The following is a 21,038-nucleotide window of genomic DNA, read 5'->3' as shown; positions in this document are numbered from 1 at the left end:
GCCGGGTCTGTCCCCGCCGCTTGCCATCGCGGTGGCGTTGGGGGTGGAGTGGCTGGCGGTGCGTGGGGCGGTGCCCGGGGCGCGGGTCGTGCGGACGGGGATGGGGCCGCGGCGCGCGGCGCGGGCCGCGGCGCGGCTGCGGGCGGCCGCCGCGCCGGCGATCGCGGTGGCGGGCGTGTGCGGCGCGCTCGACCGTCGCTTCGCGCCCGGCGACGTGCTGGTGGCGTCGGCGCTCCGGGGCCCCGGCGGCGAGGAGGTCGCGCTCGCGCCCGAGCCGCTCCTCACCGCGCTCGCCGCGCTCGGGATCGCGGCGCAGCCGGCCGTGATCGCGGGCGCCCCGGCGCTCGCGGCCGGCGCGCGGCGCGCCGCGCTCCTCGCCACCGGCGCGGGCGCCGTCGACATGGAGTCGCTCTGGCTCGCGGCCGCCGCGGCGGGCCGGCCCTTCGCGGTGCTGCGCGTGGTGCTCGACGGCCCCGCCCAGGAGCTCTGGCGGCCCGATCTGCCCTGGCGGCTTCTCTCGGTGCTGCGCGGGCTGCGCGCCGCGGCGCCCGCGCTCGGGCACTGGGCCGCCGCCGTCACGAGCCCCTATGCTGCCGCACCCGATCCGCTCGCAACGACGGCGACGACGACGACGACGACACGAGGTGCCTGACCCATGCCCGTTCCGATCTCGCAGATGGCCACGGTGGCGGCCTACGTGCTGCGCCAGAAGCTCGCCGGGCGCAAGCGCTACCCGCTGGTCCTGATGCTCGAGCCGCTCTATCGCTGCAACCTCTCGTGCGCCGGCTGCGGGAAGACCCAGTACCCCTCCCAGGTCCTGAAGTCGCAGCTCTCGGTCGAGGACGCGCTGCGCGCCGTCGACGAGTGCGGCACGCCGGTCGTCAGCATCCCGGGCGGCGAGCCGCTCATGCACCCCGAGATCGAGCGCCTGGTGGCCGGCCTCGTCGCGCGCCGCAAGTACCTCTACCTGTGCACGAACGCGCTGCTCCTCGAGGAGAAGCTCGACCTCTTCCAGCCCACCAAGTACCTGAGCTTCAGCATCCACCTCGACGGCCTCGAGGCCGAGCACGACGCCTCGGTGTGCCGGCCCGGGACCTACCGGACCGCCGTCCGTGCGATCGAGAAGGCGCTCGCACGCGGCTTCCGCGTGACGACCAACACCACGCTCTTCCACGGCGTCGACCCCGAGCGCACGGCGGACTTCTTCGACGCGATGATGCGGCTCGGCGTCGAGGGGATGATGGTGTCGCCGGGCTACGCCTACTCCGCGGCTCCGGACCAGGAGCACTTCCTCGCCCGGGAGGCGACCCGCGAGCTGTTCCGGCGCCTGTTCCGGCTCGGCAAGGAGCGCGGCGCCCGCTGGCGCTTCAACCAGTCGCCCCTCTTCGCCGAGTTCCTGACCGGCGCCCGCGACTACCCCTGCACGCCCTGGGGCATGCCGAGCTACGGGGTCTTCGGCTGGCAGAAGCCCTGCTACCTGCTCCAGGAGGGCTACGCGAAGAGCTTCCGGGAGCTCGCCGACGACACCGAATGGGATCGCTACGGCCCGGCCAGCGGCAACCCGGCCTGCCGCAACTGCATGGTCCACAGCGGCTTCGAGGCGAGCGCCGTGGACGACGGCTTCTCCTCGCTGCGCGGCTTCCTGGCGGTCGCGCGCGCGGCGCTCTTCGGGCCGCGCGTGCCGCAGCCGACGGGCCGTGCGGCGGCCGCGGCCCAGCCGCCGCTGGTCGAGGAGACGGGCCCCGCGCCCGGCACCGAGCTCGACGCCACCCCCGAGTCGCTGCGCGCCGCCTTCCGCTACCGCGGCGACGTGACGCTGGTCCTCGACGACGGCAGCGCCCTCGAGGGCTTCGTCGTCGACGCCCGGCCCGACGTCCTCCAGGTGTGGCGCCGCGGTGCCACGAGCGCGAGCCCGCTCGCGACCGCGCGCGTGCGCCGGGTCGTCTTCAGCGGCCGCGACCAGACCGAGCGCGGCCGCACGGTCGCCGAGCGCGGCCGCGAGCGCGTGGCGCTGCGCGCGGCGGCGCAGGGTGAGGCAGGCGTCCGCTCCGGGGTCGGACGGCCGGGCCGTTGAGGCCTCCACGGGGCTCGCCGCACCCCTCCTCGAGCTGGGCCCGCCACGGGGCGGCCGCCGGCGCCCACGGCGGCCGGCGCCTTCAGGTGCGGGGCGATGGACCCTCGCCGGCACGCGTCGCGATCCAGCCCGCCACGGCCTCCACCCAGGCCGGGTGTGCGTTCAGGCAGGGGACCAGCACGAGGTCCTCGCCGCCGAGCGCGAGCCACTGCTCGCGGCCGCGGATCCCGATCTCCTCGAGCGTCTCGAGGCAGTCCGCGACGAAGGAGGGGCACAGGACGGCGAGCCGCTCGACGCCGCGGTCGCGCAGGAAGGGCAGGATCTCGTCGGTGTAGGGCCGGATCCAGGGGATGCGGCCGAGGCGGGACTGGAAGGAGAGCGTCCAGTCCTCGTCGGCGACGCCGAGCGCGCGGGCCAGGGCGCGGCTCGTGGCGATGCACTGGGCGCGGTAGCAGGCGCGGTTCACGGCGCCGATCGCGTCGCAGCAGGTGTTGCTCGCGAGGCAGTGGGCGCCGCTCGGGTCGCTCTTGCGGATCTGGCGCTCGGGGAGGCCGTGGAAGGAGAGCAGCAGGTGGTCGGGGCGCCGCTCCTCGGGGATCTCGCGCGCGACCGCGGCGAGCGCCGCGACGAAGCCCGGGTCGTCGTAGAAGGGGGCGACGACCTCGATGGGCGGCGGGTTCCCGCGCGCGCCCGCGGCGCGGTAGACGGCCTCGAGCACGGAGCCGGTGGTGGCGGCCGCCGACTGCGGGAAGAGCGGGAGGACCACGACCTTCCGGCAGTCCGCCTTCGCGAGGCGATCGAGGGCCGGCGGGATCGCGGGTACGCCGTAGCGCATCGCGAGCTCGACGGCGAAGCCCTCGCCGAGGCGCTTGGCGAGCGCGTCGCGCAGCGCGCGGCCGTGGACGAGCAGTGGCGAGCCCTCCGGCGTCCAGATCTTCGCGTAGGCCGCGGCGGAGGCGCGCGGGCGGGTCGGCAGGATCGCGCCCTCGAGGAGCAGGCGGCGCGGCAACGCCGGCAGGTCGAGCACCCGCGGGTCGCCCAGGAAGGCGCGCAGGTAGCGGCGCACCGCGCGCGGCGTCGGCGCCTCGGGCGAGCCCAGGTTCACGAGCAGGACCCCGACGGGCTGCGCGGTCGTGGTCACAGCCACTCCCAGGTACGGCGCAGCGCGGCGCGGCCGCCCGTCTCGAGCACCTCGCCGTGCGTGACGGTGACGCGCTCGAAGTCCCAGGCGAGCACGCGGTCGAGGCTGCGGCGCACGGCCCGGCGGTCGCGGATCGCGAGGCGCACGACCGCGTTCGGGCCGAAGCCGCCGCGCACGCGTGAGATCCGGGCCCAGCGGCGCAGGCCCGGCGAGGAGGCGGCCGTCGGATGGAAGGCGAGGTCGGTGAGGAGCAGCGTGCGGCTCGCCGGGTGCAGGAACGCGACCTCTTCCATCAGCGGGATGCCGCGCACGTGGATCGTCGCGAGCCCGTCGCCCCAGGCCGGGTCCGGGTCGTCGCCGAGCAGGCCGTCGAAGGCGAGGTCACGGCGCTTCGCCGGGAGGCCCGGCGCGGCGAGCAGGCGCGCCTCCGGGCAGGCGAGCTTCCAGCCGCCCGCGAAGAGGTGGTGGACCTTGTTCGGGCAGGCGATCGCGCGCACCGGGCCGATCGCCTCGACCGCCTTCCGTGTCGCCTCGTCGGCCGCGACCGGCGAGTGCAGGACGACGCCGCCGCCGGGCAGGCGCACGACCGTCATGCGCGTGCCGATGTCGAGCCCGGGGAGTGCGCGGAAGGTTCGCTCGGCGACCCACACGTCGCGGGCGAGCGGGCGGAGCGGGGCGGCCACGGGCCGAGTCTAGAGAGGCACGCCGAGCGCGGAAAGCTCCCGCCGCAGGGCGGCGGGGTCCACCGCGGCGGCGGCGACGCCGCGCTCGGTGATCTGGCGGGCAGCCAGCGCCGCGGCCTGGCCTTCGAGCATGCACGGGCCGATCACGCGCACCGACGCGAAGGCGTCGGCGTCGGCCGAGAGGCAGCGGCCGACGCAGAGCAGGTTCGTGACGCCGCGCGGGAGCAGGCAGCGATAGGGGATGTCGTACCAGGCGCCGGGCTCGAGGAAGCGCCAGAGCGTCTCGCCGCCGGCCACGTGGCGCTCGACGGGCCAGGCCGCGCGGCCGATGCCGTCGGGGAAGCGGCGGCCGCCGAGCACGTCGTCGGCGCCGAGCGCGTACTCGCCCGCGATCCGGCGCGTCTCGCGCACGCCGAGCCGGAACGCGCTGTCGGCGACGAAGGCGTCGGCGAAGCCGGGCACGCGCCGGCGCAGGAAGTCGGCGAGGCGCGCCACCTGGCGGCGGCCCTCGAGCTCGCCCCAGGTGAGCTCCTCGGGGTCGCCCGCGTCGAGCGGCCGGTCCGCCCGCGCGATGCGCGAGAGCGCGACCAGCACCTCGCCGGGGCGCCCGCTCGGGATCAGGTTGCCGCCCTTGCGCGGCAGGCCCTCGCCCTCGAAGTGCTCGGCGAGCAGGCGCGGCAGCTCGCGCAGCGCGGCCGCGGCCTGGCCCAGGTCGACGTGCTGCATCGTGAACATCGTCGAGGGGTACTGGATCTCGTCGCCGCGCTCGACCGGCGCGCCGGCGAGGCGCGCGAGCTCGGCGTCGCCGGTGGCGTCGACGAAGACGCGCGCCGCGAGGGCGACGCGCCCGCCGCGCACGGAGAGCGCGACCGCGCGGATCGCGCCGTCCTCGACGACGGCGTGGGTCACGCGTGCGTGGAGCCAGAGCCGGAGGTTCGGCTCCGCCGCGGCCCACTCCTCGTAGAGGAGCTTCGCGCCCCACGGCACGTAGGGCAGGGCGGCGGTCTCGCGGAAGGGCACCGGGCCGTAGGCGTGCCCGCGCGCGCGCAGCGCGTCGGCGACGGCGAGCGGGAGCCCGCCGACGAGCGGCACGAGCGCCCCGTCGGCGCCCTTGCCGTAGAAGCCGCAGAAGGTGCCGACGGCACCGCCCGTGCTCATCCCGCCGAGGAAGGGCATCTCCTCGACGAGCGCGGTGCGCAGGCCGCGGCGCGCCGCGGTGACGGCCGCTGCCCAGCCCGCCGCGCCGCCGCCCGCGACGACGAGGTCGAAGGACCCGGCGAGCGAGACCTCCTCTTCGGGCAGCCGCAGCGCCGCCTGCGCACCCGCCGGCCGGCTCATGCAGCCTTGCGCGCGAGCCCGCCGTAGCGGAACGAGAGCAGCAGGTACCAGGCGGGGAAGACGAGGGTCGCCTCGACGAAGGGGAGGTGCTGGCGGAGCTGCGGCGCCACGACCGCGAGCGCCATCGCCGCCACCCACAGGCCGCCGGCCGCGTTCGTGGTCCGGCGCAGCACCGGCATCTTGCTCGGGTACATGTACTTGAGCGGGACGAAGACGCCGATCGCGAAGAGCGCCACCACGATCCCCGCGGTGAGCGGGGCGACGTCGAGCAGCCACACGTAGAGCGCGATCACGTTCCAGTAGGACGGGAAGCCCACGAAGAAGCCGTCGTCCGTCTTGGCGTCCTGCTGGGCGAAGCCGTAGGCGCTGGCCAGGATCGGGAGCGCGGCGAGCCACGGGCCGAGGTAGCCTGCCGCCACCAGGAACACGACCGGCACGATCACGTAGTTCAGGTAGTCGACGATGTCGTCGAGGCGACGGCCGTCGATGCCGGGGAGCACCTCGCCGACCTTGACCGCACGGGCGAGCGTGCCGTCGACCGAGTCGATCGCGAGCGCGACCAGCATCAGTACCGCGGCCTGGGGCAGGTTGCCCGCCACCACCGCGAGCAGGGCGATGGCGCCCACCACGGCGCCGCTGGCGGTGAAGGCGTGCACGCCCCAGGCGAGCCCGACCCGGCGCGGGTCGCCGCCCGGCCCGCCCGCGCGCCGGCCGAAGCGCCGCGCCCGCTCGAAGCGGCGCGGCAGCCGCCCGTGTCGTTCCGGCGCCGTGGCCATGCGGCCGACACGATACCCGAACTCCCGCGCTCAGGCGGGGGCGAGGCGGGCGAGGGTGGCGAGGACGAGCTCCAGGCGCGGGCCGCGGAGGCCGCCGTGGACGGGCAGGGTGAGGAGGCGCTCGGCGAGCGCGCGGGCGCCCGGGATCGCGGGGCGCGCGGCGAGGCGGGCGTGCAGGGCGGGCACCGCGTCGAGGGGCGCGGGGAGGGGCCGCGCCGCGCCGTGGCGCGTGAGGGCGGCGAGTGCGGCGTCGCAGCGCGCGCGATCCGGCGCGCGCAGCACGAGGCGCGGGAAGGCGCCGCGCGCCCCGGGCGGCGGCAGGATCGGCGCGAAGGCCGTGCGCGCGCGCAGGGCGGCCGCGAGCCGCAGTGCCTCGGCCTCGCGCCGCTCGCGGGCGGCGTCGCAGCGCGCGAGCGCGTGCGCGCACAGGACCAGCGCGGCGCCGTCGATCGGGCCGCGCGCGAAGCTGCTCTCGAGGAGTGGCGCGCCGGTGCGTGCGAGGGATGGCGAGGCGAGCACGGCGCAGGCGAGCGGACGGAGCGCTGCGTTCGCGACGCGCGCGCGCCACCACGCGCGCCTGCGCTGCGGCGCCACCGGCGGGCCGCCCGTGGCGCGCAGGCCCGGGTCGTGCCAGAGCACGGCGCCGCCGCCGAGCGCCTGCAGGGGCTCGCCCCGCCCGAAGCCGATCACGCCGAGCGCGCCGCGCGCGCCGGCGGCGCCGTCGCTCGCGGCGCCGCCGAAGCTCTCGGTGGCGTCGTCGACGATCCAGACGCCCCGCGGCCGCGCGATTGCCGCCACCGGCGCCACGGGCTCGGCGATCCCGAGTGGGCTCGCGACGACGATGCACGCCACGCGCTCGAGCGGAAGCAGCGCGAGCGCAACGGGATCGATGGCGCCCCGCTCGTCGACGTCGACGAGCCGGATGCGCAGCCCTGCGGCCGTGGCCGCGGCCGCGAGCGACCACGGCGCATAGGCGGGGAGCACGACCTCGTCCCGTCCCGCGCGTGCCGCGGCGGCGCGCAGCGCCACGCGCAGCGCATCACACCGCGATCGCCGCAGCAGCACGCCGCGCGCGCCGCACCGCCCGGCGAGCGCCGCCGCGACGCGCGTGGCGAGATCCGCCGGCGCGGGCTCGAGCAGGGCGGCGGGATCCTCGATCCCGCCGTCGCAGGGCGGCAGGCGGCCGAGCCGCCGGGCGACGAAGCCCTCGGCCCCGCTGGCGGCGGACTCGCCCCTCCGCTCCGGCACGCCGCCCGCCTCCATCGTCTCGCATCCCTCTCGCGCCGACACGTCCACGACGATACCGGCCGCAGCGCGCCTGTCGCTTCCCCGGTCAGCCGCTATGCTCGCGTCGTTCCGGGGGTTTCATGGCGTCGGGCAACCGCTTCAAGGACAGCCGCCAGCTCGAGTACATGCGCAGCGGCGACGAGACCTTCCTGACCACGAAGGTCGACGCGGTCTTCAACTGGGGCCGCAAGTACTCGATGTTCCTGTACCCGTTCGTGACGGCGTGCTGCGGCATGGAGTTCATGTCGGTCGCCGGGCCCCGCTACGACCTCGACCGCTTCGGCTGCGCGCTGCCCCGCTTCTCGCCGCGCCAGGCCGACCTGCTGATGGTGGTGGGCACGATCAGCCACCGGCAGGCGCCCATCCTGAAGAAGATCTACGACCAGATGGCGGAGCCGAAGTGGGTGATCGCCTTCGGCGCCTGCACCTGCTCGGGCGGCCCGTACAACAACTACGCCACGGTCCAGGGCATCGACACGATCATCCCGGTGGACGTCTACATCCCCGGCTGCCCGCCGCGGCCCGAGGCGGTCCTCGACGGCCTGATGAAGCTCCAGGACCGCGTGCAGGCCGAGCGCGTGCCCGCCCAGGGCCGGCACAAGGAGCTCGAGGAGCTCCGCCTGCCGGTCGTCGAGAAGCCGGTCCCGTAGCAAACCCCCGAGCGGGGCGGCGGGCGCTCCGATCCGGGCCGGAGAGACGAGGAGGTCGCCTTGGCGGCGGGTGGTCGCTTCGACCTGGTGGTGGTGGGCGCCGGCCCGGGCGGCTACGTGGGCGCGATCCGCGCCGCCCAGCTCGGCCAGAAGGTGGCGGTGGTCGAGGAGGACCGGCCGGGCGGGGTGTGCCTCAACTGGGGCTGCATCCCCTCGAAGGCGCTGCTCACCGGCGCCGAGCTGGTCGAGACGCTGCGCGCGCACGGGCCTACCTTCGGCGTCGTCGCCGGCGAGCTGCGGCTCGACTACGGCCGGGCGATCGACCACAGCCGCAAGGTGGCCGACCGCCTGTGCAAGGGGGTGGAGTCGCTCCTCGAGAAGCACCGGATCACGCTGGTGCGCGGGCGCGGGCGCCTCGCCGGCCCGACCTCGGTGGCCGTCACCGGCGCCGGCGAGGGTCTGCTCGAGGCCGCGAACGTCGTGCTCGCGACCGGCTCCGCCGAGTGGACGCCGCCCGGCATCGAGGTGGACGGCCGGCGCGTCCTGACCTCGCGCGAGGCGCTCGCGTCGAAGACGATCCCGGGCTCGCTGCTGGTGATCGGCGCCGGCGCGGTCGGGGTCGAGTTCGCCTACGTCTACGGCTGCTACGGCGCGCAGGTCACGGTGATCGAGATGGCGGGCCAGATGCTGCCCGGGGCGGACCCCGACGTGGCGCAGGCGCTCGAGCGCGAGTTCCGGCGCAAGCGGATCGCCGTGCGCACCGGCACGCGCTTCGAGGAGCTGAAGGTCGAGCCCGACGGCGTGCGCGTGCGGGTGCGCACGGGCGAGCGGGAGGAGGAGCTGCGCGCCGAGCAGGTGCTGGTGGCGATCGGGCGCCGGCCGCTCTCGGCCGACCTCGGGCTCGAAGCGGCCGGCGTCGCCACCGACGCGAAGGGCTTCGTCACGGTCGACGCGCGCCTCGTGACGAGCGTGCCGAGCGTGCGCGCGATCGGCGACCTCGCCGGCGCACCCCTGCTCGCGCACAAGGCGAGCGAGGAGGGCGTCGCCGCGGCCGAGTGGATCGCCGGCCGCGAGCGGCCCGCCGTCGACCCCGAGAAGATCCCGGGCTGCATCTACGCGCAGCCCCAGGTGGCCTGGATCGGGCTCACCGAGGCGCAGGCGAAGGAGCGCTACGGCGAGGTGCGCGTGGGCCGCTTCCCCTTCACGGCCTCGGGCAAGGCGGTGGCGTCGGCGCACACGGCGGGCTTCGCGAAGGTGGTGGCGGAGCCGCGCTTCGGGCAGATCGTGGGCGCCCACCTGGTCGGCCACGGTGCGACCGAGCTGATCGCCGAGCTCTCGCTCGCGATGACGCTCGAGGCGACGACGGCCGAGATCGGCGCCACCTCGCACGCGCACCCGACGCTCTCCGAGGCGATCCTGGAGGCGTCGCTGGCCGCCGAGGGGCGCTCGCTCAACTTCTGACCCGCGGCCACGCGAAGGAGAGGGACGCATGTCGGTGACGGTGGAGCTGCCGCAGCTCGGCGAGAGCGTGGTCGAGGGCACGATCGCACGCTGGCTCGTGCGCGAGGGCGAGTCCGTGAAGCGCGACCAGCCGCTCGTCGAGGTCACCACGGACAAGGTCGACGCCGAGATCCCGTCGCCCGAGGACGGCGTGGTCGAGAAGATCCTGGTGGCGGAGGGCGAGACGGTCGCGGTCGGCACGGCGCTGCTCCGCCTCGCGGCGGGTACGCAGACGGCGGGAGCGGCGGCAGGCCGCGGCAAGCCGGAGGCGAGCGCGGGCGAGCGCGGGGCCGGCACGCCGGCAGCCCCGGCGCGCCAGGCGTCCGATGCCGCGGCGCAGGCGCCGGAGGTGCGCGCGACACCGGCCGCGCGCCGGCTCGCGGAGGCCGAAGGCGTGTCGCTCGCCGCGGCGACCGCGACCGGCCCCGGAGGCCGCGTCAGCAAGGCCGACGTCGAGCGCGCTCGGGTCGCGAAGCCCGCTGCTTCGACTCCCGCTGCCGCGGAGCCCGACGCTGCGGAGCCCGCTGCCGCGCGGTCCGCTGTACGTGCTCCGGAGGCGGCGGCCGGCGAGGGGGGCGAGACGCGCGCGGTCGCGGCGTTCCTCCCCGCGGGCGGCAAGCGTCCGCCCTATCTCTCTTATCAGCTCCAGCCCGGCGACCGGCTGATCCCGATGACCCCGCTGCGCCGGATCGTCGCCGAGCACATGGTGCTCTCGAAGCAGCTCGCGCCCCACGTCGGCACCGTCGCCGAGGTGGACATGCACGGCGTCGTCAAGCTGCGCGACGCGCACAAGCGCGCCTTCCAGGAGGCGCACGGCTTCGGGCTCACCTACCTGCCCTTCATCGTCCACGCGGCGGTGCAGGCGCTCCGCGAGTTCCCGCGTCTCAACGCCTCGGTGCTCGAGGACGCCATCGTCGAGAAGAAGGCGATCCACGTCGGTGTCGCCGTGGAGACCGAGAAGGGGCTGGTGGTGCCGGTCGTCCGCCAGGCCGAGCGGCTCTCGCTGCTCGGGCTTGCGGAGGCGATCGAGGACCTGTCGAGCCGCGCGCGCGCGAAGCGCCTCTCGCCCGACGAGCTGCGCGGCGGAACCTTCACGGTCTCGAACCCCGGCCGGCACGGGAACCTCTACGGCTTCGCGATCATCAACCAGCCGCAGGTCGGGATCCTGCGCATGGGCGAGATCGTGCGGCGGCCGGTGGTGCGGGAGCTGGACGGCGCGGAGGCGATCGTGATCCGCCCGATCCTGCACCTGGCGCTCTCCTACGACCACCGCGCCGTCGACGGCGCCCCCGCGAACGCCTTCCTCCACCACGTGCGCACGCTGCTGGAGGGGGCGGCCTTCGAGCTGTGAGGCGTGGGGGCCTCGCGGTCGAGTGGCTCGGCCGGGTCCCCTACGCCGAGGCGCTGGCGCTCCAGGAGCGGCGCATCGAGGCGCGCCGGCGCGGCGAGGCCGGCGACGCCCTGCTGCTCCTCGAGCACCCCCCGGTGATCACCCTCGGTCGGCGCGGGCGCGAGGAGCACGTGCTGGCGCCGCCCGAGGCGCTCGCAGCCCGCGGCATCGAGGTGCACCGGGTCGCCCGCGGCGGGGACGCCACCTATCACGGCCCGGGCCAGCTCGTGGGCTACCTGGTGGTGGACCTGGCGGCCCGCGGCGAGGCCGACGCGGGCGCGCTCCTGCGCCGCATCGAGGCCGCCCTGGTCCGGGCGCTCGGCGCGCTCGGTGTGGAGGGCTACACGCGGCCGGGCCAGACCGGTGTCTTCGCGACGCCCGGCGCACCGGGGCCGGCGCGCAAGGTGGCCTCGATCGGGGTCGGGCTGCGGGGCTGGATCTCCTGGCACGGCTTCGCGCTCAACGTGACCCTCGACCCCGCCGCCTTCGACCTGATCGTGCCCTGCGGCCTGCGCGACGTGGCGATGACCTCGCTCGCCCGCGAGCTCGGCGCATCGGCGCCCGCGGACCTCGAGGCGTGGGCGCGCCGCGTCGTCGCCGATCGCTTCGCGGAGGCGTTCCCGGCCCCGGATCGTCTCGCCGCAGCCGCAGCCCTCCGCTAGGCTGCACCTACGATGACCGCGCGCGTCGTCAAAGTGAAGCGCCGCGAGAACACGGGCTGGTTCGAGTGGACCTACCTGCCCGCCATCCTGTGGGGCCTCGTCGTCACCAGCCGGCACTTCTTCCGCAACCTCGCCGGCTTCCTGTCGGGCCGGCCGACCGCCTTCGTCGTGCAGTATCCCGAGGAGCGCCTCGACTACCCCGATGCCTTCCGCGGCATGCCGGTGCTGGTGGCGCTCGACGACGGCCTGCCGCGCTGCGTCGCCTGTGGCCTGTGCGAGTTCGCGTGCCCGACCGACTGCATCTCGATCGTACCGGGCGAGCTTCCCGAGCGCGGCATCGAGCGCTGGCCCGAGGCCTTCGACATCGACATGTCGCGCTGCATGTTCTGCGGCCTGTGCGAGGAGGCCTGCCCCGAGGAGGCGATCGTGATGAGCCGCCAGGTGGAGCTCGCGACCTACGACCGGGCGCCCATGACCTACCACAAGGAGCAGCTCCTGGTGCCCGGGTCGCTCCTGAAGCGCCGCCTCGAGTTCCTGCGCGCCGAGTACGAGCGCAGCCATGCGCCGGTGGAGCCGCGGCGCTGATGGAAGACCTCGGATCTCCGGCCCTGCGCCGCCTGCTCGACGCCCACGGCAGTGCGCTCGCCGCCACCCACGCGCAGCACGGCGACGCGACCGCGATCGTCGACGCCGGGCGGGTGGTCGAGGTCCTGCGCTTCCTGCGCGACGACCCGGGCTGCGGCTTCGACATGCTCGCGGACCTGTGCGCGGTGGACTACCTGCGCCATCCCGATCACGCCGGCCCGCGCTTCGAGGTGGTCTACCACCTGCTCTCGACGACGACCCTCCAGCGCCTCCGGGTCAAGGCCGGGGTGCCGGAGGTGCCCTGCCAGATCGACTCCTGCGTGGAGGTCTGGCCGGCCGCCAACTGGCTCGAGCGCGAGGTCTTCGACCTCTACGGGATCCGCTTCCGCAACCACCCGGACCTGCGCCGGATCCTCCTCTACGAGGAGTTCGAGGGCCACCCGCTGCGCAAGGACTACCCGAAGGAGCGGCGCCAGCCGCTGATCGGGCCGAGGAACTGAGCCCATGTCGGAGCCGCTGCGACGCAACCCGGAGGTCGAAGGCGATCTCCACGCCGAGACCCAGGTCCTCAACATGGGACCGTCGCACCCGGCGACCCATGGCACGGTCAAGTTCCTGATCGAGCTCGACGGCGAGAGCATCGTCGACCTCGACATCCAGGTCGGCTTCCTGCACCGCGGCTTCGAGAAGGAGTGCGAGAGCGGCACCTGGTACCAGGCGATCCCCTACACGGATCGCCTCAACTACAACTCCGCGATCCTCGCCAACATCGGCTACTGCCTGGCGGTCGAGAAGCTGCTCGGGATCGAGACGCCCGAGCGCTGCCGGTGGCTGCGCATGCTGGCCGGCGAGCTGTCGCGGCTCGGCGACCACCTGACCCGCTGTGGCGCCGCCTGCCTCGAGCTCCAGGCGATGACGCCGTTCCTGTACGGGATCGAGGCCCGCGAGCTGACCTGGGACCTGCAGGAGATGCTGTGCGGCGCGCGGGTGACGTCCAACTACGTGCGCATCGGCGGCGTGAAGCACGACCTGGTCCCGAGCTTCCCCGCGCAGTGCCGCGAGAACATCGCGAAGATCCGCGATCTCCTGCGTGACTTCGAAGCCGTCATCACGCAGAACCGCCTCTTCGTGGACCGCATGCGCGGTACCGGCATGCTCCCCAAGGAGGAGCTGATCCGCTACGGCGTCACCGGCCCGATCTTGCGCGCTGCCGGCGTGCCGCTCGACCTGCGCAAGGACCAGCCCTACCTCGAGTACGCCCGGGTCGACTTCGACGTCCCGATCGGCGAGGTGGGCGACAATTACGACCGCTACCTGGTCTGCGTCGAGGAGATGCAGCAGAGCCTGCGGATCGTCGAGCAGTGCGTGGCCGCGCTCGAGCGGCTCGGCCCCGGCCCGGTGGACGTGGACGACCCGCGCGTGCGCTGGCCCGCCAAGGGGCGCGTGTTCAACGCGATGGAGGAGCTGATCCAGCAGTTCAAGGCGGTGACCGAGGGCCCGATGGTCCCGGCTGGCGAGGCCTACCAGGCGATCGAGTCGGCCAACGGCGAGCTCGGCTTCTACCTGGTCTCGGACGGCTCCGCCCAGCCCTGGAAAGTGCGCTGCCGCCCGCCGAGCTTCCTCAATCTCCAGCCGATGCCGAAGATGCTGCGCGGCGCGATGCTCGCCGACCTCATCCCCACCTTCGACTTCGTGAACATGATCGGCGGGGAGTGCGACCGGTGAGTGCTGCGGCCGCTGCGCGTCCGGGCGCCGGACCCCCGGACTCCCCCCGGCGCCAGGGGACCGCCGGCGAGCCGCAGTTCGCCGTCCACCCCGGCAAGGTGACCCGCCGCAAGGTCTGGTTCCTCCTGGGCGCGCCCAGCGACCAGAGCGGCAGCGTGAACGACCCGCGAACGCACGAGGAACAGGGCCTGCGCTGGAACGAGAAGTGGGTCTACGTCGAGGACCGCGAGGTCGTCCGCGTGGTGCTCTGGAACCGCTACGACTTCCTGGGCGCCTTCCGCGTGCGCCGCGACGGCTCGCTCGAGCCCGAGCCGCTGCCGGGGTGAACGCTCCGGGAGCGCCCGGCCCGCCGCCGCTGCGCCCCTTCGGCCTGGTCCTGCACCGCGACGGCCGCTTCACCCACGAGGGGCTTCCGATCCGGAACGCGCGCCTGCGCGCGCTCTTCGAGCGCTCGGTGCGCTTCCTGCCCGCGGAGGGCAAGTACGTCGTGCAGGTGGCGCACTTCCGCGGCGAGATCGAGGTCGAGGAGGCGGGCTTCTTCGTGCGCACGGTCGATCTGGCGCGCGGGACCGCCGCGCTCTCCGACCGCAGCGAGGAGCCGCTCGAGCCCGCGAGCCTGCGCCCGTCGGCCCTCGATCCCGGCGCGCTCCTGTGCACCGTGAAGCGCCCGCTCGTCGCGGGCGGCCTGCCGGCCCGCTTCGAGCGTGGCGCGCAGGCCGAGCTGCTCCTGGCGGTCGAGACGGCCGGCGGGGGCTTCGCCCTGCGCATGGCCGGCTCGCTCCACCCGCTCCCCTCGTGGTGAGCGCCGGCGCGCGGGGCGCCGCCCGCCCGCGGCGAGCGCCAGCAGGCAAAGGGCCGCGGCGCCCGCGGCGCCGGCCGGCTCGGGAACCGGCCGGATCAGGCGGAAGCCGATCCGGATCCCGAACTCGGTGGCCGGCGCGGCGCCCTCGATGCTGGAGGCGGCCAGCGCGAAATCCCCGCTGCCCCATCCTCCGCCGTGGATGGGGACGTAGTCGCCCTCGACGACGGTCTCGTTCCACTCGAAGAAGTTGCCGCCCTGGTCGAAGGTGCCGTAGGGGCTCGGCGAGCCCGGGTAGGAGCCCACGTCGGTCGCGCCGCCCACCGCGGAGCTGCAGTTCGCGCTGTTCGGGGCCGCCGTCGGGGCGGCGCACGCGATCACCGTGTCGGAGCCCGCCGGGTAGTCGAAGTAGCGCGAGCCGTCGAAGTAGGCCGCCTTGTACCACTCGCTCTCGCTCGGCACCGCGAACGAGGCGCCCGGGTTGCGCGCGATCGAGCTCTCCTCGATGCCCTGCTCCGTGATGGTGTAGGCGCCGGTCTCGGTGTCGCCGCTCCCCTGGCCATGGTGAAGCCAGTTCGCGAAGCGGAACACGTCGTAGAGGGACACGTAGTTCACCGGCTTGTTCGCGAAGCCCGCCTTCGTGGCGTAGGCGTAGCTTCCGGCGCTTCCGCTGCGGGTGATGCCGCCCTGCTCCTCGCTCTCCATCAGCGGGTTGAAGAGGCCATGCGGGTCCGTAGCCGCCTTCGTGTCCAGGAACTCCACGTACTGCGCCTGCGTGACCTCGTACTTGGCGATCTCGAAGACGTGGGCGACGGCGCCGCAGCCGGTGCCGAGGCAGTTCTCGGCCGCGTCCGGCGCGTTCCCCGGATCGCCGACCGTGACCCACTCGAAGGTCACCGCAGAGGCAGGCGTGGCGAGCAGGACCCAGGACAGGATGGCCAGCAGGGCGCGGGCCTCGCCCCGCGCCGTCACGGAACCGACCTCGCCAGCAGGACGCCGGCGGTCACGCCCGCCAGCCCCGCGGCCATGCTGCCCAGCGCGTTGCCGGCGGCGTGCAGCCACGCGGCCGCCTCGAGCAGGCGGAAGGTCTCGATGCCGAAGCTGGAGAAGGTGGTGTAGCCACCGAGCACGCCGACCAGCAGGAAGGTGCCGAGCTCGGGCGCCGGGGCGGAGCGTTCGGTGAGCCAGGTCGCCAGCACGCCGATCGCGAAGCAGCCGCTTGCGTTCACCACGAAGGTGCCCCAGGGAAAGGCGGTGCCGGCCGCGCCCTGCACCCACCCGCCGACGAGGTAGCGGAGCACCGAGCCGATGCCGCCACCGAGGAACACCCACAGCCAGCGCATGCCGCACGCTAGCGCGGAGGCGAGTGTCCCCGCCCGGCGCGTTCAGCGCGAGGGCGCTTGTCGCTTCACGTGGGCCGATCCCCTATCGTCCGCGACCGTCGAGGCCCGGTGGGTGAATGGCTCAGCCAGCGGACTGCAAATCCGTTCATGCGGGTTCGATTCCCGCCCGGGCCTCCAGTGGTTCCAGCGCGCGCGCGTCGGCCCCTTCGATCGGGAGCCGGCGGCCGCTCGCCGAGAAGATCGGGTACGAGCGCCAGCCGCGGCGTTGCAGGAAGAAGCTTCCTGCCGTCCGGAGGCAGCCGATCCCGTAGGTCAGAGAGCGCCGGAACCCGATCGACGAGGCCTCGGGGAAGTAGGCCGCCGGACAGCTCACCTCACCGATCTCGAAGCCCCAGTGGAGCGCCTGCGCGAGCAACTGGTTGTCGAAGACGAAGTCGTCGGAGTTCTCGAGCAGCGGGATCGTCTCGAGCACGCGGCGCGAGAACGCGCGGTAGCCGGTGTGGTACTCGGAGAGCTTGGCTCCCTGGAGCGTGTTCTGGGCCGCCGTCAGGAAGCGGTTCGCGACGTACTTCCAGAGCGGCATGCCGCCGGCCCGGGCGCGGCCGCCCAGGATCCGCGAGCCCAGCACCAGGTCGAACGGCCCGTCCACGATCAGCGTCGCCATCGCCGCGATCAGCTTCGGCGTGTACTGGTAGTCGGGATGGAGCATCACGACCACGTCGGCGCCCAGCCGAAGCGCTTCGGTGTAGCAGGTCTTCTGGTTGCCCCCGTATCCGCGGTTCTGGGGATGCACGATCGTACGCAGGCCGAGGTTGCGCGCGACCGCCACCGTGGCGTCCTGGCTCGCATCGTCGGTGACGAGCACCTCGTCCACCAGGTCGAGAGGGATCTCGCGAAAGGTCTTCTCCAGGGTACTCGCCGCGTTGTAGGCCGGCATGACGACGACGATCTTGCTTCCGTGGAACATCTGGCTCGGGTATCCTCGGTTGCTTCGCTCGGAACGCCCGGGTGGCGGAATGGCAGACGCGGGCGACTTAAAATCGCCTGGCCACTGGCCGTGCAGGTTCGAGCCCTGCCCCGGGCACCCGCCTCTCCCACTCGGGGATCCTGCCCGTCTGGCCGTTCCCTCGTCTCAGCTCGCGCGCGGGGCCGTCACGGCGGGCCGAGTCGGCTGCGAACGCGGGCGCGGACGTCGTCGGCGGCGAGCAGCGCCTCGAGGGCATCCCGGTCGAGCAGGGTGGTGCGCTGGTAGGCGAGCTCGGGGCGCTCGATCTCGACCCGGAAGATCTCGCGCGGGGTCGAGAACACCTGGCGGATCCGGAGGCCCGTCTCCTGCCCCCCGTCCACGATCTGGTCGCGCAGCGACTCGACGATCCGGCGCACCCGGCGTGCGCCGCGCCGGCGCGGGTCGAGGAGCGCGTCGAAGGCGCGGGCGCGGCTCGCGATCTTGTAGCTGCCGGGGGGGCGCATGGGGCGCCCAGGATACCCGGAGGGCGCGGTGGGGTTCAAGTCGTCGCGGCCTCAGGCGGCGCTGTGCAGGGCCCGCCCGAGGAAGCGCTCGAGACGGGTCAGGTGGTCCGGGATGCCGCCGAGGAACTCGATCCCGTGGTCGAGCTCCTCGCCGGCGGGGCTGGTCCAGGCGATGCGCGCCACCGCCTCGAAGCGCGGCCCGCCGGGCAGCTCCACCTCGAGCAGGATGCGCCGCCCGGGCGCCAGCGTCTCGTGGCTGCGCAGCAGGAGGCCCCCCCGCGAGAGGTTCACGCAGCGGTCCTCGAAGGAGCGGAAGAAGGAGCGGCCGGTGTAGGGGTCGAGCTCGGGATCGATCGTCGAGACCCGGATCGGCGCGTCGAGCTCGACGCGCTGGTAGCGGCGGCGCTGGCCGGCGGCGTGCGGGTCCATCGCAGGGTCCTCCGGCAGCCCGTTTCGGTGCAACTCCCCGGCAGCTTGAGTGCAGCCCCCGGCGCTCAAGCCCTGCGGCGCCGGCGTCGAACAGGGGAGGCCAGGGCCGCGGCGCGCGCTGCGAGCCCCGTGGATCGCGAGTGCCAAGAGCCGCTCGGGAGTTCCATGCGCGAGCGCGTCGCATCCCAGACGGATCCCCCGGAGCCTCCGCTCCGGGAGGCGCTCGGGCTCGCGCCGGGCGAGTGGGCACGCGTCCGGATGCGGAGCGCACGGGTGCTGCTCGCGGAGCTCCGGCCGGGCGAGGATCCCCATCTCCCGGCCGATCGTGACCTCGCGCTGTGCGCGGACGTGCGGGCCTTCCCGCTGCCGGAGGTGTTCGGCTGGCTGCAGCGCGCGGGCAAGTCGGGCCTCCTCCACTTCGTCCACGAGGACCACGCGAAGTGGGTCTGGTTCCACGGGGGCGAGGTGTCCTTCGCGGCGTCGAACCAGCGCATCGACCGGCTCGGCCACTCGCTGCTGCGCGCCGGCACGATCTCGCTCGACGAGCTGCGCGACGCCGAGCGCAGCTATCGCAGCGGGCGGCGCTTCGGGAAGATCCTCGTCGAGCGCGGGCTCCTGAGCCCGCGCGAGCTGTGGACGGGGCTGCAGCGCCAGGTCGAGGAGATCGTGCGCTCGCTGTTCTCGTATCCGGCGGGCTGGCTCTGCTTCTTCGACGGCGAGGTGCAGCCCGACAACGTCGTGCGGCTCTCGCTGCCGAGCCAGCGGCTGGTCGAGGCGGGGCTGCGCTGGCGCGACGAGCTGCGGCGCTTCGTGGCCGCCCTTGCCGATGCGCGCGTCCGCATCGAGGCGGTGCCGCACCGTCGCGAGAGCCTCGGCGGGACCGAGCGCCTGATCTTCGAGGCGCTCGGCGAGGTGTCCGCGTTCGGGCCCCTGTGCCGCCGGATCGGCCTCGACCCCCCGACCTGCGCCCGCACGCTCCAGCTCCTGCACCGCGCCGGTGCGGTGCGCATCCGGCGCGTCGACGACGACCCCGACACGACCCAGCGCGTGCGCCGCAACGACCCGGGCGAGCGCCTGCGCGCGCACGTCCAGGACGCCGTGAAGCTGCTCGGCGAGCTGGCCGCGGCGCTCGACGCGGTCGCCGGCGGCGACGGCCTGCGCGAGCGCTTCGCCGGGACGGTCGAAGAGGTGGCCGGTCGCTTCCCGGGGCTGCTGGCGGGCGTCCGGCCGGGCCGAGGGGCCACCCTCGATTCGGAGCTCCTGATCGAGCGCGCCCTCGCGCTGCCGCCCGAGCGGCAAGGCGACGTCCGCGAGGCGCTCGCCGCCCTGGCCGACTACCTCGAATTCGAGGTGAAGAACCATCCCGCCATCGCGGACGCCGACGCGGTGCTGCGATCCGTGGAGCCGCTGCGCGCTAAGCTGCTCGCGTGAGACACCCTGCCGCCGGCCGTCCGCGCTCCTCGCGCGGACGGCGCCGGGCGCCGACCGGCATCCCCACCCCGCCCGATCCGGAAGGGATCGAACGCCTGCTGGGCGTGCACCCGGCGCGCGAGGCGCTGCGGGCCCGGCGCCGCGCCCTCCACCGGCTGCTGCTGCGCTGCGGCGCCGACGGCCTGCGCGAGGAGCAGATGGATCTGGCCCGGCTCGCCGAGCAGGGCGGGGTGGCGGTCGAGGCGCGACCGGCTGGCGACTTCGACCGCGTGGCGCCGGCCGGCCTCCCGCACCAGGGCGTGCTCCTCGAGGCCGGGCCGATCCCCGAGCTCCCGCTCGAGGCGCTGGTGCCGGCGCCGGACGAGGCGGGCTGGCTCGTGGCCCTCGATGGGGTCGAAGACCCGCAGAACGTCGGCGCCATCCTGCGGGTGGCGGACGCCGCCGGGGTCGGGGGAGTGCTGCTTCCCGAGCGGCGCGCGGCCCCGCTCTCGCCCGCAGTCGCCCGGGCGAGCGCGGGCGCCCTCGAGCACCTCCCGGTGGCCCGGGTCGGGAACCTCGCGCGCGCACTCCATCTCTTGAAGGAGCGGGGCTTCTGGGTGCACGGTGCCACCCCCGACGCGCCGCTCGATCTCTACGAGACGCCCGACCGGCTCTTCGACCGCCGGCTCGTCCTGGTCGTCGGCGCCGAGGGCCGGGGCCTCCGCCCCGGCATCCGGGCCGCAGCCGACACCCTCTACCGGATCCCGATGCGGGGTCGGATCGGGTCGTTGAATGTGGCTTCGGCCGCGGCCGTCGTGCTCTTCGAATGGACCCGCCGGACCCGTCTCCCAGGGCCGTGATCCCCTCGGGTCGCCCCGTCCCGTCCCGGGCCGGACGCCACGGACTTGGCAGCGATCTTGCCGGGGGGGAGTCAACCGCTATAGTGCGCCGATCGCCAAGCCGGGCTGGCGTAGCTCAACTGGTAGAGCGGCGGATTTGTAATCCGCAGGTTACGGGTTCGAGTCCCCTCGCCAGCTCCATCGAGCGCACGGCGGAGAGCGATCGGGACCGAGCGCGCGACCCTGGCGCATCGAGGGGCGAGCGACGTCGGCGGACCGGCCTGGCACGGCGGCGAATCGACAACGAGACCAGCAATCCGGACACCCCGTGTCCCAGCGTCGCAGGCAAGCGATGTCCGACACGGAATGGGGACGGGTTGCCCTTGCCCTTTTTCCCGCGCGTGCACGCGCGCGGACCGGAGAGGTACCGAAGCGGCCAAACGGGGCAGACTGTAAATCTGCTGGCTCACGCCTTCGGAGGTTCGAATCCTCCCCTCTCCACCAGAGCAAGCGGGGGCGAAGCCGGCGCGCGCAGCGAGCCACAGGCGAGCGGAGTCCATCGGGACGCCCCCGGAACCTGCAACGAACTCTTCGGCTTGAACGCAACAGGAGTCTACGAGCGGGAATAGCTCAGCTGGCTAGAGCACGAGCCTTCCAAGCTCGGGGTCGCGGGTTCGAATCCCGTTTCCCGCTCCAATCAGAGAAGGAACGAGGCCCACGTAGCTCAGTTGGCAGAGCACGTCCTTGGTAAGGACGAGGTCACCGGTTCGATCCCGGTCGTGGGCTCCAGCACGACGTAGCGGGAGAGAGGGAAGCCATGGCCAAGGCGAAGTTCGAGCGCACGAAGCCGCACGTGAACGTGGGGACGATCGGTCACGTGGACCACGGCAAGACGACGTTGACGGCGGCGATCACGCAGCGGCAGGCGGCGAAGGGG

22 protein-coding genes, 6 tRNA genes and 1 pseudogene are annotated in these 21,038 nt (G+C 74.4%); 19 read left to right on the top strand and 10 right to left on the bottom strand.

Annotation, left to right across the window (positions count from 1 at the left end; translation table 11 throughout):
* Together OZ948_19325 and hpnH are read left to right on the top strand one after the other, a co-directional pair.
* On the top strand, positions 1-652 hold a 652-nt coding region (locus tag OZ948_19325), incomplete at its 5' end, for a 4-hydroxy-3-methylbut-2-enyl diphosphate reductase (GenBank protein ID MEB2346870.1).
* Between the two features lie 3 nt (positions 653-655).
* Positions 656-1,660 (top strand): annotated as a pseudogene (hpnH, locus tag OZ948_19320) (adenosyl-hopene transferase HpnH).
* 496 nt (positions 1,661-2,156) lie between these two features.
* On the opposite strand, the gene hemH reads toward hpnH, so the two are convergent.
* Genes hemH through OZ948_19295 form a run of 5 tightly spaced genes read right to left on the bottom strand, consistent with a single transcriptional unit; the run spans position 2,157 to position 7,302 of the window.
* Positions 2,157-3,221, bottom strand: a complete 1,065-nt coding sequence (gene hemH, locus OZ948_19315; protein MEB2346869.1) for a ferrochelatase — start codon at positions 3,219-3,221, stop codon at positions 2,157-2,159.
* On the bottom strand, positions 3,212-3,898 hold the full coding sequence (locus OZ948_19310) for a DUF4336 domain-containing protein (GenBank protein MEB2346868.1): 687 nt from the start codon (positions 3,896-3,898) through the stop codon (positions 3,212-3,214). The genes hemH and OZ948_19310 overlap by 10 nt, the downstream gene beginning before the upstream one ends.
* Before the next feature lie 9 nt (positions 3,899-3,907).
* Entirely contained in the window at positions 3,908-5,236 is a 1,329-nt protein-coding gene (locus OZ948_19305) for an FAD-dependent oxidoreductase (protein MEB2346867.1), read from the bottom strand.
* Positions 5,233-6,012, bottom strand: a complete 780-nt coding sequence (locus OZ948_19300) for a CDP-diacylglycerol O-phosphatidyltransferase (GenBank protein ID MEB2346866.1) — start codon at positions 6,010-6,012, stop codon at positions 5,233-5,235. The genes OZ948_19305 and OZ948_19300 overlap by 4 nt, the downstream gene beginning before the upstream one ends.
* Positions 6,013-6,042: 30 nt before the next feature.
* Complete coding sequence (locus OZ948_19295) at positions 6,043-7,302, bottom strand: DegT/DnrJ/EryC1/StrS family aminotransferase (GenBank protein ID MEB2346865.1); 1,260 nt, start codon at positions 7,300-7,302, stop codon at positions 6,043-6,045.
* Between the two features lie 122 nt (positions 7,303-7,424).
* Here OZ948_19295 and nuoB point away from each other — a divergent pair, with 122 nt between their 5' ends.
* From nuoB to OZ948_19255, 8 genes are read left to right on the top strand one after another with little or no spacing between them, the layout of a single operon-like run.
* Positions 7,425-7,949 (top strand): NADH-quinone oxidoreductase subunit NuoB, encoded by a 525-nt coding sequence (gene nuoB, locus OZ948_19290; protein MEB2346864.1) that lies wholly within the window; start codon positions 7,425-7,427, stop codon positions 7,947-7,949.
* A gap of 60 nt (positions 7,950-8,009) precedes the next feature.
* Positions 8,010-9,410, top strand: coding sequence for a dihydrolipoyl dehydrogenase (gene lpdA, locus OZ948_19285; GenBank protein MEB2346863.1), 1,401 nt, complete (start codon positions 8,010-8,012; stop codon positions 9,408-9,410).
* A gap of 28 nt (positions 9,411-9,438) precedes the next feature.
* Positions 9,439-10,800, top strand: coding sequence for a dihydrolipoamide acetyltransferase family protein (locus tag OZ948_19280; GenBank protein ID MEB2346862.1), 1,362 nt, complete (start codon positions 9,439-9,441; stop codon positions 10,798-10,800).
* The gene (gene lipB, locus OZ948_19275; GenBank protein MEB2346861.1) at positions 10,797-11,501 is read left to right on the top strand and encodes a lipoyl(octanoyl) transferase LipB; all 705 of its coding nucleotides are present in this window, start codon (positions 10,797-10,799) and stop codon (positions 11,499-11,501) included. Before OZ948_19280 ends, lipB begins: the two co-directional genes overlap by 4 nt.
* Before the next feature lie 12 nt (positions 11,502-11,513).
* The gene (locus OZ948_19270; GenBank protein MEB2346860.1) at positions 11,514-12,086 is read left to right on the top strand and encodes an NADH-quinone oxidoreductase subunit I; all 573 of its coding nucleotides are present in this window, start codon (positions 11,514-11,516) and stop codon (positions 12,084-12,086) included.
* The gene (locus OZ948_19265) at positions 12,086-12,586 is read left to right on the top strand and encodes an NADH-quinone oxidoreductase subunit C (protein ID MEB2346859.1); all 501 of its coding nucleotides are present in this window, start codon (positions 12,086-12,088) and stop codon (positions 12,584-12,586) included. The genes OZ948_19270 and OZ948_19265 overlap by 1 nt, the downstream gene beginning before the upstream one ends.
* A gap of 4 nt (positions 12,587-12,590) precedes the next feature.
* Entirely contained in the window at positions 12,591-13,811 is a 1,221-nt protein-coding gene (locus tag OZ948_19260) for an NADH-quinone oxidoreductase subunit D (GenBank protein ID MEB2346858.1), read from the top strand.
* Positions 13,808-14,137 carry a hypothetical protein gene (locus tag OZ948_19255; protein MEB2346857.1) on the top strand — a complete coding sequence of 110 codons (330 nt, stop codon included), beginning with the start codon at positions 13,808-13,810 and terminating at the stop codon, positions 14,135-14,137. Before OZ948_19260 ends, OZ948_19255 begins: the two co-directional genes overlap by 4 nt.
* On the opposite strand, the gene OZ948_19250 is transcribed toward OZ948_19255, so the two are convergent.
* Together OZ948_19250 and crcB are read right to left on the bottom strand one after the other, a co-directional pair.
* Complete coding sequence (locus OZ948_19250) at positions 14,068-15,582, bottom strand: SUMF1/EgtB/PvdO family nonheme iron enzyme (GenBank protein ID MEB2346856.1); 1,515 nt, start codon at positions 15,580-15,582, stop codon at positions 14,068-14,070. The genes OZ948_19255 and OZ948_19250 overlap by 70 nt on opposite strands.
* Entirely contained in the window at positions 15,579-15,953 is a 375-nt protein-coding gene (gene crcB / locus OZ948_19245) for a fluoride efflux transporter CrcB (protein ID MEB2346855.1), read from the bottom strand. Before crcB ends, OZ948_19250 begins: the two co-directional genes overlap by 4 nt.
* A 102-nt stretch (positions 15,954-16,055) precedes the next feature.
* Between crcB and OZ948_19240 the strand changes: the two genes are divergently transcribed.
* Positions 16,056-16,130 (top strand) — tRNA-Cys (locus OZ948_19240).
* On the opposite strand, the gene OZ948_19235 is transcribed toward OZ948_19240, so the two are convergent.
* On the bottom strand, positions 16,099-16,920 hold the full coding sequence (locus tag OZ948_19235; GenBank protein MEB2346854.1) for a glycosyltransferase family 2 protein: 822 nt from the start codon (positions 16,918-16,920) through the stop codon (positions 16,099-16,101). The two genes, OZ948_19240 and OZ948_19235, sit on opposite strands and share 32 nt — an antisense overlap.
* Before the next feature lie 35 nt (positions 16,921-16,955).
* Here OZ948_19235 and OZ948_19230 point away from each other — a divergent pair.
* Positions 16,956-17,037 (top strand) — tRNA-Leu (locus tag OZ948_19230).
* A 68-nt stretch (positions 17,038-17,105) separates the two neighbouring features.
* Here the strand turns inward: OZ948_19230 and OZ948_19225 are convergent.
* Together OZ948_19225 and OZ948_19220 are read right to left on the bottom strand one after the other, a co-directional pair.
* Positions 17,106-17,423, bottom strand: coding sequence for a hypothetical protein (locus tag OZ948_19225; GenBank protein MEB2346853.1), 318 nt, complete (start codon positions 17,421-17,423; stop codon positions 17,106-17,108).
* 51 nt (positions 17,424-17,474) lie between these two features.
* Positions 17,475-17,852 carry a PilZ domain-containing protein gene (locus tag OZ948_19220; protein ID MEB2346852.1) on the bottom strand — a complete coding sequence of 126 codons (378 nt, stop codon included), beginning with the start codon at positions 17,850-17,852 and terminating at the stop codon, positions 17,475-17,477.
* 165 nt (positions 17,853-18,017) lie between these two features.
* Between OZ948_19220 and OZ948_19215 the strand changes: the two genes are divergently transcribed.
* The 7 genes from OZ948_19215 to OZ948_19185 form a co-directional block, all read left to right on the top strand.
* Entirely contained in the window at positions 18,018-19,283 is a 1,266-nt protein-coding gene (locus OZ948_19215) for a DUF4388 domain-containing protein (GenBank protein MEB2346851.1), read from the top strand.
* Positions 19,280-20,122 carry a 23S rRNA (guanosine(2251)-2'-O)-methyltransferase RlmB gene (gene rlmB, locus OZ948_19210; GenBank protein ID MEB2346850.1) on the top strand — a complete coding sequence of 281 codons (843 nt, stop codon included), beginning with the start codon at positions 19,280-19,282 and terminating at the stop codon, positions 20,120-20,122. Before OZ948_19215 ends, rlmB begins: the two co-directional genes overlap by 4 nt.
* Positions 20,123-20,226: 104 nt before the next feature.
* Positions 20,227-20,302, top strand: a tRNA-Thr gene (locus OZ948_19205).
* 217 nt (positions 20,303-20,519) lie between these two features.
* A tRNA-Tyr gene (locus OZ948_19200) sits at positions 20,520-20,605 on the top strand.
* Between the two features lie 115 nt (positions 20,606-20,720).
* Positions 20,721-20,797 (top strand) — tRNA-Gly (locus tag OZ948_19195).
* 17 nt (positions 20,798-20,814) lie between these two features.
* A tRNA-Thr gene (locus OZ948_19190) sits at positions 20,815-20,890 on the top strand.
* Between the two features lie 28 nt (positions 20,891-20,918).
* On the top strand, positions 20,919-21,038 hold a 120-nt coding region (locus OZ948_19185), incomplete at its 3' end, for a GTP-binding protein (protein ID MEB2346849.1).

It is taken from the genome of Deltaproteobacteria bacterium, from assembly GCA_035063765.1.
Taxonomy (GTDB): domain Bacteria; phylum Myxococcota_A; class UBA9160; order UBA9160; family PR03; genus CAADGG01.
Note: the sequence above shows the minus strand (reverse complement) of the source record. Positions and strands in the feature narration are given on the sequence as shown.